Annotated in this window: 13 protein-coding genes; 7 read left to right on the forward strand and 6 right to left on the reverse strand. The window is 44.0% G+C overall.

What is annotated here, in order from left to right:
- From VB714_RS06135 to VB714_RS06145, 3 genes are all read left to right on the forward strand, one after another.
- The coding region (locus VB714_RS06135; protein WP_416309618.1) for an AMP-binding enzyme at positions 1–582 on the forward strand (582 nt) is incomplete at its 5' end.
- Positions 583–629: 47 nt separating this feature from the next.
- Complete coding sequence (locus VB714_RS06140) at positions 630–884, forward strand: hypothetical protein (protein ID WP_323222209.1); 255 nt, start codon at positions 630–632, stop codon at positions 882–884.
- The gene (locus VB714_RS06145; protein ID WP_323222210.1) at positions 884–1,291 is read left to right on the forward strand and encodes a hypothetical protein; all 408 of its coding nucleotides are present in this window, start codon (positions 884–886) and stop codon (positions 1,289–1,291) included. The genes VB714_RS06140 and VB714_RS06145 overlap by 1 nt, the downstream gene beginning before the upstream one ends.
- Before the next feature lies 1 nt (position 1,292).
- Here VB714_RS06145 and VB714_RS06150 read toward each other — a convergent pair whose 3' ends face one another.
- On the reverse strand, positions 1,293–1,448 hold the full coding sequence (locus tag VB714_RS06150) for a hypothetical protein (RefSeq protein ID WP_323222211.1): 156 nt from the start codon (positions 1,446–1,448) through the stop codon (positions 1,293–1,295).
- 92 nt (positions 1,449–1,540) lie between these two features.
- On the opposite strand from VB714_RS06150, the gene VB714_RS06155 reads away from it, so the two are divergent.
- Complete coding sequence (locus VB714_RS06155; RefSeq protein WP_323222213.1) at positions 1,541–1,729, forward strand: photosystem I reaction center subunit IV; 189 nt, start codon at positions 1,541–1,543, stop codon at positions 1,727–1,729.
- 32 nt (positions 1,730–1,761) lie between these two features.
- Complete coding sequence (locus VB714_RS06160) at positions 1,762–2,610, forward strand: DNA-formamidopyrimidine glycosylase (protein WP_323222215.1); 849 nt, start codon at positions 1,762–1,764, stop codon at positions 2,608–2,610.
- Between the two features lie 84 nt (positions 2,611–2,694).
- Here the strand turns inward: VB714_RS06160 and VB714_RS06165 are convergent, their stop codons facing one another.
- The gene (locus tag VB714_RS06165; protein WP_323222217.1) at positions 2,695–2,874 is read right to left on the reverse strand and encodes a hypothetical protein; all 180 of its coding nucleotides are present in this window, start codon (positions 2,872–2,874) and stop codon (positions 2,695–2,697) included.
- Between the two features lie 252 nt (positions 2,875–3,126).
- Here VB714_RS06165 and VB714_RS06170 point away from each other — a divergent pair, with 252 nt between their 5' ends.
- Entirely contained in the window at positions 3,127–4,359 is a 1,233-nt protein-coding gene (locus VB714_RS06170; protein WP_323222218.1) for a Zn-dependent hydrolase, read from the forward strand.
- A 159-nt stretch (positions 4,360–4,518) separates the two neighbouring features.
- On the opposite strand, the gene VB714_RS06175 is transcribed toward VB714_RS06170, so the two are convergent.
- From VB714_RS06175 to ftsH4, 3 genes are all read right to left on the reverse strand, one after another.
- The gene (locus VB714_RS06175) at positions 4,519–4,854 is read right to left on the reverse strand and encodes a XisI protein (protein WP_323222220.1); all 336 of its coding nucleotides are present in this window, start codon (positions 4,852–4,854) and stop codon (positions 4,519–4,521) included.
- Positions 4,842–5,261: an element excision factor XisH family protein gene (locus tag VB714_RS06180; RefSeq protein ID WP_323222223.1), complete on the reverse strand. Its 420-nt coding sequence runs from the start codon at positions 5,259–5,261 to the stop codon at positions 4,842–4,844. Before VB714_RS06180 ends, VB714_RS06175 begins: the two co-directional genes overlap by 13 nt.
- Before the next feature lie 144 nt (positions 5,262–5,405).
- On the reverse strand, positions 5,406–7,277 hold the full coding sequence (gene ftsH4 / locus VB714_RS06185) for an ATP-dependent zinc metalloprotease FtsH4 (protein ID WP_323222225.1): 1,872 nt from the start codon (positions 7,275–7,277) through the stop codon (positions 5,406–5,408).
- Between the two features lie 180 nt (positions 7,278–7,457).
- Here ftsH4 and gcvT point away from each other — a divergent pair, with 180 nt between their 5' ends.
- Positions 7,458–8,582: a glycine cleavage system aminomethyltransferase GcvT gene (gene gcvT, locus VB714_RS06190; protein WP_323222227.1), complete on the forward strand. Its 1,125-nt coding sequence runs from the start codon at positions 7,458–7,460 to the stop codon at positions 8,580–8,582.
- A gap of 826 nt (positions 8,583–9,408) precedes the next feature.
- Here gcvT and VB714_RS06195 read toward each other — a convergent pair.
- Positions 9,409–10,136, reverse strand: a 728-nt coding sequence (locus VB714_RS06195) for a metal ABC transporter permease (RefSeq protein WP_323222229.1), incomplete at its 5' end; no start/stop codon positions are given.

The following is a 10,136-nucleotide window of genomic DNA, read 5'->3' on the forward strand; positions in this document are numbered from 1 at the left end:
GTGGGAGACAATGAGGGGGGGTATTTGGTGGTTAAACAGCCCTGGCCGAGTATGATTCGCACAGTATATGGAGATGAAGCGCGTTTTCGTCGCACCTATTGGGAACATATTCAGCCCAAGGACGGACAGCACTTCTATTTTGCCGGAGATGGGGCGCGGCGAGATGCCAATGGCTATTTCTGGGTCATGGGGCGGGTAGACGATGTGATGAATGTCTCCGGACACCGTTTGGGAACAATGGAAGTAGAGTCTGCTTTAGTTTCTCATCCATCGGTGGCAGAAGCGGCGGTTGTGGGACGACCCCATGAGGTGAAAGGAGAAGAGGTGTTTGCTTTTGTCACCCTAGAGGGCAGTTCTCAAGGAAATGATGCTCTTAAAAGTGAGTTAATGCAGCACGTCGTCGAGGAAATTGGCGCGATCGCCCGACCTGGAGAAATTCGCTTTACGGATGTTCTTCCTAAGACGCGATCGGGTAAGATTATGCGTCGTTTATTGCGGAATTTGGCAGCAGGGCAAGAAGTTGCAGGAGATACTTCTACTTTAGAAGATCGCAGCGTTTTGGATCAGTTGCGTGAGAGTTAATTTGATATTGTAAGGCGGGTTATTCTCGCCTTACAAATTATATTATAATGGATGTTAATTCTATTCCCATTTTACCGGATAGTTGGAAAAATATTCAGCCTGATACTGTTTATATCACTGGTAAGGGGCGATTAGTATCTTTTGGCAAAAATCAGATTGAATTGGGACAAAAATATGATGTTAAAAATAAACATTTGAAAGCGATTGAAAAAGGAGAAGTATCACCGAAAGGAAATATGGGTTTAGTTCTACATTCTTTATTTTCCAGGAATCAGAACCAAACACTAATGGAGACAAGATAATGGAATCAAATTTTCAGAAACATTTGCTCGATCTAGAAAAAATTGTCCCAGATTCTTTAAAAGTTTTTGCACGCGAACACTTAGAATATTGCAATTATAAAGTTTCTGGGTATTGGGATGAAGAAGACAATTTTTATGGTGAGATTATTTTCCCGAATAGTTTATCCTTAGATTTAGCAAAATATTCAGTTTCTAAAAACTTATTAGATAAGACGAGTGATTATGAGATTTCCTTAGAATTTTTACTCACAACTGAATCCAATGATGTAAATGTGTGCATGGGAAAATCTGCGATCGCAACCTTAACCCTGATTTTTGATTCAAGTTTTCGCTATATCGATGAGAAATGGGCGATCGATGTTCAGTCTCCAGCGATCGTTGCTAAAATCGGGGACACGGGGGCTTAATTCACTGGCGATCGCTTGGGTTTGGAGACCTGGCGATCGCTTGGGTTTGGAGACCTGGCGATCGCTTGGGTTTGGTGACTTGGCGATCGCTTGGGTTTGGTGACTTGGCGATCGCTTGGGTTTGGAGACCTGGCGATCGCTTGGGTTTGGGGACCAAACCCCTACTTAATAAAACTTAAAAACAAAAGCGGGTAGAGAACTCCCATTGAATAGTAGGCTGTAAGCTAGAGAATCAAAGGAGAATGACTTATGGTTAAACGCAATGACAAAGTAAGAATCTTGCGTAAAGAATCTTACTGGTATAAAGATGTTGGTAAAGTTGCCAGCGTTGATAAGAGCGGTATTATCTATCCCGTCATCGTTCGTTTTGATAAGGTTAACTACTCGGGTGTAGCCACCAATAATTTTGCCGAAAGCGAACTGCAAGTGATTGAGTAAGCAACAGCAAAAGTAGAGATTGGGGATTCATCGTGCCGGAGTTACCAGAAGTCGAAACGGTACGTCGCGGGTTAAATAGACTAACCCTAAATCAAATAGTGCAGGGTGGGGAAGTGTTACTCGAGAGAACCCTTGCCTACCCTGTTTCTATGCAAGAATTTTTAAGGGGTTTGCGGGGAGTCTCCATTACTTCTTGGCAGCGACGCGGGAAATACTTACTGGCACCCCTGCATCAGTCAGACGATCGCCCAGGAGGATGGCTGGGGGTTCATTTGCGAATGACAGGACAGTTATTATGGGGCGATCGCGAGGATCCTTTGTCTCCTCATACGCGAGTGCGCTTGTTCTTTCCTGAAGGCAAGGAATTGCGCTTTGTCGATATTCGTACCTTTGGGAAAATGTGGTGGGTTCCTCCCGATCGCGATCCCGAGACGATTATAACGGGTTTGCAAAAGTTGGGACCTGAACCTTTAACGGACAATTTCTCCCCTATTTATTTAAGCAAAACCCTGGCTAAAACCCAACGACGGATTAAAACTGTGCTTCTCGATCAGCAGGCGATCGCGGGGTTAGGAAATATTTATGCAGACGAGGTATTATTTAAAAGCGGCATTCGTCCCGAGGCCATTGCCTCTCACTTAGACAAAAAACAGGTCGATCGACTTCATCAAGCCATTGTAGAAGTATTAGAAACGGCGATCGCCAAAGGAGGGACTACCTTTAGTAATTTCCTCAGTCTCCTCGGCGTTCCGGGAAACTACGGAGATACCGCCCTTGTCTATGGTCGCAAAGGAAAGCCCTGTTTGCATTGTAGCAGGGCGATCGAACGCATTAAAATAGGCGGACGTTCCTCTCATTTCTGTCCTCAATGTCAGACATAAATTAAATCTAAATCAAACTTAAATCAGACCTAAATAAGGGAAGTAAGCATTGAGAATAGTTAATTGCGAGAGAAGAGAGTATCTTTATTTGTTTGTCATCTCTTTAGCAATCCAAAGCGGCCAAAAGAGAGGAATTTCTAGCTTCTGTAAAGTTGGTATAGGTTGACCTTGACGTTGTTTTTCAGCACGCAAGGCGAGGTAGCAGACCGAACCCGAAAATAGATAGGCCGTTGCCGAGGAAGTCAAAAAAAAAGCAGCCAACATAGTGATGCACTCCTGATTAAAAACAAAAAAATAAGTTAAAACGAGGGCTAAAATTGAACCTAAAATCGAACAGCATAATAAATTGTCTGGAAAATTATTAGCCTCCGTATTTTTGCGTATCTTTCGAGATAAGTCAACTCGAAGAAAATTGAGAGTTGAAATTTGCCTCTCATTCCAACATACCCTAGACTTTCAGAAACTCAATCAGAGAAATTGCTGCTTTAGGTTTATTTTGTAAAGCATTTTATTGTTATGGTCAGAACATTCAACATTAACGGCGATCGCCTTTTGCAAAGTATTGCGGAATTGGCGGCGATCGGGTCTCTTCCTCAAGGAGGTGTCCGTCGCATCGCTTATACTCCGGAAGATATCCAAGGACGAAATCTAGTCAAGCAATGGATGCAGGATGCAGGAATGAGCCTTCGTATCGATCCTGCGGGTAATATTATCGGAGTGTATGCGGGGAAAATGCCCCAACTTCCCGTTTTAGCGACGGGTTCTCATATCGATACAGTCCCCAGTGGCGGGCGTTACGATGGTACTCTGGGGGTTTTAGCGGGGTTAGAAGTAGTGCGAACCTTGCGAGACAAAAATTTACAATTCAATCATTCCCTTGAAGTGATTGTTTTTACCGATGAAGAAAGCAGTACCATCGGTTCAAAAGGAATGTCGGGAAATCTGGTTCGAGATGCAAACTATTATCGTCGTCCCGATGGAAGCGATATTCAAACCTGTTTAAAACGGGTGGGGGGAAATTGGGATGAGATTGAAATTGCCAAGCGGGATGAAAAGGCGATCGCGGCTTTTGTGGAGTTGCACGTGGAACAGGGACCTGTTTTAGAATCAATGCAAAAGGAGATTGGTATCATTGAGGGGATTGTCGGCCAGAGACGCTTTAAAATCTTGGTAGAGGGTAGTGCTAATCATGCCGGGACAACTCCCATGTCTATGCGTCGAGATGCCCTTGTTGCTGCTTCTAGGGTGGTTTTAGCCGTGAATGCCATTGGCAATACTCCAGGTCAGCAAGTGGCAACGGTGGGACAATTCCAAGTTTATCCCAATGCCGCCAATGTCGTCCCCGGTAATGTCGAAATGAGTTTAGATCTTCGCGATTTATCTAGCCGACATATCGATCGCCTTTTGCAACAGTTACGCTTGTATTTGGAGGAAATTGCGATCGCCACAGCCACAAAAATCCAAATTCTGCCCCGTTTGCATTTAGAACCCGCCCTGACTGAACCTCACATTCAACAGGCGATCGCTCGTTCTTGTGAAAAGAGAAATTTTACTTATACTTACCTCCCCAGTCGTGCCAGTCACGACGCGCAGGAAATGGCTAGTATTACTGATATGGGGATGATTTTCGTACCCTCTTCTGGGGGAATCAGTCATGCAGAAACAGAACATACTTCCCCAGAAGAATGTGTTCGCGGTGCCAATATATTACTCGATACTTTATGGCAATTGGATCGATATTATAAGTAGAGTTTGCTGTGCAAGTAAAAAACTCATTGAACTAATCTTTGTTGTATTTTAGCTGATATTTTCATCCCCGTATAGTGAAAAACATCTCTGGCTGTATGCTTCTAATATACGAGAAAATCGGTATAATCGGATTTTTTCTTTCTGTAATTCTTGAAGTTGTTAAGCAACACCAAAATCGGTATATTGACGTACATTATGAGGATGAAATCCCAAAATTATATCCTCTGGAGGAACGCCCAATTCAACCAATTCTTCTGCAATAGAAACATTTGTCCCGTCGTGTTGAATCCATATTTTTCCAGCGATAATATCAATATGAATAACAGAACCATGTACGCGCCGTTGTTTGTCCCAACCGACGTGCATGAGTTCGTAGCGATCGCGTTCTGAATCGATAATAACTTCAGGTTCTATTTCACCGTGAGAGGGCTTATATTGAGCATATTTGAGAATAATATTACGAGTCAGTTCGCGATAGTGTTCTAAGGTATCCATTGAATCATGCTCCTTTTTTCTTCATCAAAGATAATAAGTTTAATTTGCCAGTTTCTCAAGATAAGTTGACCTAATTTTTCAGTCAAGATAGTCTCATAAGTTCGTTTGGGAACCGCCAGATAAAGTTCTCGTTTGGGTTCAATTTCAGAGAGAACACTTTGATAAATTCCATATTGTCCGATCGCATCTCCAAGGTCTTTAATGGGAGAAGGTTTCAAGAAACTTTTGATTTCGACCGCTATTTTTCGATCGTCTTTTTCTGCGGCGATCGCTTTTCTTTCTGCACCGAGATCGATAAATAAATCTCGCCCTCCATAGGATAAAAATAGCGGATCGTCAGTAATTTTCCAACCCTCATCCATGAGAAGTTGAACGACAATATCGTGGTAGATATCCTTAGCAGGCATGGAACGAACAGTGACTTGATTCTCTTTTCTATTTTAAGAGAATGCTGGCTTCAAGTAAATCTTCTTTAGAGATTAACCCAAAAAAATATCGCCAAAAAAATCGTTCCCGCTTTCTGTACGGGAACGATAAAGGATGAGAAAATATTAAACAGCTACAGGTTCAACGGCATTTGCGCGATCCAAGAACTCCTGCAATTTCTTCCCTTCAATTACCTCTTCAGCGAGGATTTCTTGGGCGATCGCTTCTAATAATTCCCGATTGTTTTCCAGAATGGCGATCGCCTGGTGATGACCTTTTTCGACAATTTCCTTCACTTCCGCATCGATCGCCTTGGCAGTAGAATCGCTCACATTACGGCGAGGATTGATCATTCCTCCTTCTCCCAGGAAGCTGTTTTGCTGCCCTTTCTCGTAGGCGAGGGGTCCCAGGACTTTACTCATGCCGTAGGTTGTTACCATGCGTTCTGCGAGGTCTGTGGCGCGTTGGAGGTCATTGGCTGCCCCTGTAGTAATGCTACCAAAAACAACCTCTTCTGCTGCTCGTCCTCCTAAAAGTGTGGCAATTTGATCCCGTAGTTCTGCCTCGGACATCAAAAAACGGTCTTCTGTGGGCATTTGTAAGGTGTAACCTAAAGCAGCCATGCCTCGAGGCACAATGGATATTTTGGAAACTTTACCCCCTCCAGGCATCAACGCACCGACTAAGGCGTGACCCACTTCGTGATAAGCCACGATTTTCTTTTCCTTCTCATTGAGGACGCGGCTTTTCTTCTCTAACCCCGCGACAACCCGTTCGATCGCCTCGTTAAAGTCTGCTTGGGTTACTTTTGTGCGTTGATTTCGTGCGGCCAATAATGCGGCTTCGTTAACTAAGTTGGCTAAGTCAGCCCCCGCAAAACCAGGAGTTCGAGTGGCGATCGCCCTCAAATCAACCTCAGAATCAATTTTCACCTTACCCGCGTAGATTTCCAAAATCTTCAAGCGTCCAGGGAGATCGGGGCGATCGACGAGGACTTGGCGATCGAAGCGTCCAGGGCGTAACAAGGCAGAATCAAGGGTTTCGGGGCGGTTGGTGGCGGCGAGGACGATGACCGTGGCACCTCCTGCGGCAAATCCGTCCATCTCGGTTAATAATTGATTGAGGGTTTGTTCCCGTTCGTCATTTCCCCCCATAAAACCACCACTGGCGCGAGATTTACCGATCGCATCCAATTCATCGATGAAAATAATACAGGGTGCTTTCTTTTTGGCCTGTTCAAATAAGTCTCGCACTCGGGCGGCACCGGCACCAACAAAAAGTTCTACGAATTCCGATCCGGAGATGCTGAAAAAGGAAACACCTGCTTCTCCTGCAACGGCTTTGGCCATTAAAGTTTTACCGGTTCCTGGGGGTCCGACGAGTAATACTCCTTTAGGAATACGCGCCCCGATCTGGGTGTAGCGATCGGGATTTTTGAGAAATTCGACAATTTCCTCGAGTTCTGTTTTCGCTTCTTCAACTCCGGCGACATCTTCAAATGTTACTTTGGTATCATTATCCTCAACATAAACTTTAGCCTTGCTTTTACTCAAGGAAAGCGCCCCTTGTGGACCCCCTCCACCCCGTCTCATAAAAAACTGGAAAATACCCACAAAAATTAACGGGGGAATGACCCAACTGAGGAGGGTTCCAAACCAATTATTGCCCTTGGGGGGTGCTGCGGCAAATTCAACCCCATTATTTTCTAAACGTTGGGGAAGTTGTAGATCGAAAACTGGCGTAGTTTCTAAAATTTGTCCCGGTTTTTCGTCTTCCCCTTTCAGTTGATAGCGAATTTGGTCTTGGCCGACATAAGCGCGGGTCACAGTCCCATCGCCAACTTGATCGATAAACATACTGTAAGGGACTCGAGGAATGCTAGGAGCAAAAATCTGGGGAAATAAGATATTGATTAACAGCAGTCCGACCCCGGTAATTAAAAGAATATTACCGATGAGGCGACCCCATGAGGGGTTGGGATTGTTTTTTATAGCCATTTTTTTGTTTAAATTACGCACGCTGGCGAACAAATGTTAATTTTTGTTAACTTCGTCCTGTTTTTATTTTGTCCTGGCGATCGCCTCTTTGTCTGGTACGGTTAACCGATGAGTGGATGTGCTTACGGCGGATATCGGTAGGATAGAGATAGTTTATTTACGAGAGAAATATAAATACTTGTGGCTACTAGAAAGACTTCAAACTGTGCGAGAACTCCTCTTTTTCAGGAAATTTCCGACCTGGGGGCGCGTTTTACGGATTTTGCGGGCTGGGAAATGCCGGTACAATTTGCGGGACTCAAGTTGGAACATGAGGCGGTACGAGAAGCAGTGGGAATGTTCGATATCTCCCACATGGGCAAGTTTACCCTCAAGGGTGCAAAGTTATTGTCCCATCTTCAACCTCTCTTTCCTTCTGATTTGGAATCCTTGCAACCAGGACAGGCTCAATATACTGTACTGCTAAATGCCCGAGGGGGAATCATTGATGATGTTATTATCTATTACCAAGGGGAAGATGCGACGGGAATACAATCTGGGGTGGCGATCGTCAATGCTGCGACGCGATCGCGCGATAAGGCCTGGCTGTTAGAACATTTGCAAGGATCGGGGATTATGTTGCAAGATGTCTCTCCGGATAAGGTCTTGTTGGCTGTACAGGGACCTCAAGCTGTAGCGGTGTTAAAGCCTTTAATTACAGGGGATATCGAGGCATTGAAGGCGTTTGAGCATTTGCACGCATCCATCGCGGGAGAGTCGGTATTTATTGCCCGTACTGGCTACACCGGAGAAGATGGTTTTGAAATTATGATGGATCCCGAAACAGGACGACAGTTATGGCGATCGCTTCTCGCTGTTGGAGTAACTCCTTGCGGTTTGGGGGCGCGGGATACTTTACGATTAGAGGCAGCAATGGCACTCTATGGGCAAGATATTACCGAGGATACGACTCCTTTAGAAGCGGGTTTGGGTTGGTTGGTACATTTGGATAAAAAGGGCGCATTTATCGGGAGGGAGGCCTTAGAACAACAGAAACAAGGGGGACTCGATCGCAAGTTAATTGGTTTGGCAATGCAGGGACGCTATATTGCCCGTCACGGCTATCCTATTATTGCTGAAGGGGAAAAGGTGGGAGAAGTCACCAGTGGCACCCTTTCGCCAACTTTGGGGAAGGCGATCGCTTTGGCTTATGTTCCCAAACAGCTTGCTAAAAAAGGTACGCTTCTCGAAGTGGAAATTCGCGGCAAAACCCACCCTGCAACGGTGGTGAAGAAGCCTTTTTATCGTTCTCCTCATCGTTCCTAAATTAACTTTTTTCATGTTTTTTGTGGCGATCGCTCAAAAGTTCGTAAAGTTTGTTTGCAATTTCGCAACAGATTTCTAAGGAGTGGTAAGTTGGGAATTGAGGCAGTTAATGCTTCATCAAAAAACAGAACGGCTTCAATGATAGCAACAGAGCAAAATACTCTGTTTGAGTGAACTTTGTTTCAATATCTATGCTGTTTTAACTTCTGGGCTATGCCCATCTCCAAAAACCAGAGCAATACCTCACCAGAACGCTCGAATTTTCTCAACTGAAAGACTGAGGGACAACCCTAAAGTCGGATTGGAAACTAAACTTCCCACTTTAGGAGAAACCTAGAAAAACCTGAGAAAAATGAGAGAAAAACGAGCAAGTCTAGGAGGGATCGCTCTGGTTTTGAGTGTTTAAACCTAGTTTGAGATTCATTTTTTTGATAAAGTAAAGTTTTATTGCAAACATAGGACTTCAGGAAAAAACCTGCTAAATTAGTAATTGAAGCAGTCAATCAATGAATGCTTCCCTGGCAGATAAAACAGCCAAATCAAGGTAGACCAGATCAACAAGTAGAGAGGTAAACAAAGCTGTTAATATTCTATCTGTCTCGCCGACCGAAAGCAGTACGCTCACAAGAAAGCAAAATTTCCCTAAATAGCGATCCCGGAGCCATGCAACTGAAACTCTAATCCAGAGTGCACCTCTAATTAGCATCAGCAAAAAAGAGAGCAATACAACTCGAATTAGAGGTTTAATTCAGTTCAACTCTAAATAGTATCGAGTAAATAAAGGAAGTCTCTTGCAAGTCTAGTCGAGGTGCTGCTTTTGTCATGTTTAGAGATAATTTTTGATAATATTTCCTATTGGTCGCAATAAGAAAGCCAAAAGAAAACAGCCAAATATCGCCATCACGATCGCGGCACCAGAAGGCACATCGAGATAATAACTAGCATACATTCCCCCCACTGTCGAAAAAGCGCCGATAATTGCCCCTAAAAGCATCATTTCGTGTAATTCTTTCACCCAGAGATAAGCGGTAATTGCAGGACCCACGAGTAAAGACATCACCAGTAGTACCCCCACGATCTGCATACTAGCAACAATGGTTAAAGTAATCGCACAAATTAAACCAAAATATAAACTATTAACAGGTAAACCGCTTGCCTTTGCTCCTAATGGGTCAAAGGTGTAAAAAAGCAACTCTTTGTAAAATAACTTAACTAAAATCAGAACTAAAATTGTAATTCCTAAAGTATACCAAACATCTGCGGGTTGAATGCCCAAAATATCGCCAAAGAGAATATGAGTTAGATCGACTTGATTGGTTTTTAACAAACTAATTAAAATCACCCCAAACCCCAAAAAAGTTGTTAAAGTTAATGCCATTGCTGCATCAACTTTAATGCGCGATCGCGTCTGAATTGCCCCGACAGTCAAAGCACTGAGAACCCCAGCAATAAATGCCCCCAGGGAAAGATCGAGTCCCAAAAAGAAAGCAATAGATAAACCTGGAACAACAGAATGAGAGATAACTCCCCCCATCATGCCCATTTGCTGTACAA

The sequence above is a fragment of the Spirulina sp. 06S082 genome, from assembly GCF_034932145.1.
Taxonomy (GTDB): Bacteria; Cyanobacteriota; Cyanobacteriia; order Cyanobacteriales; family Spirulinaceae; genus CCY15215.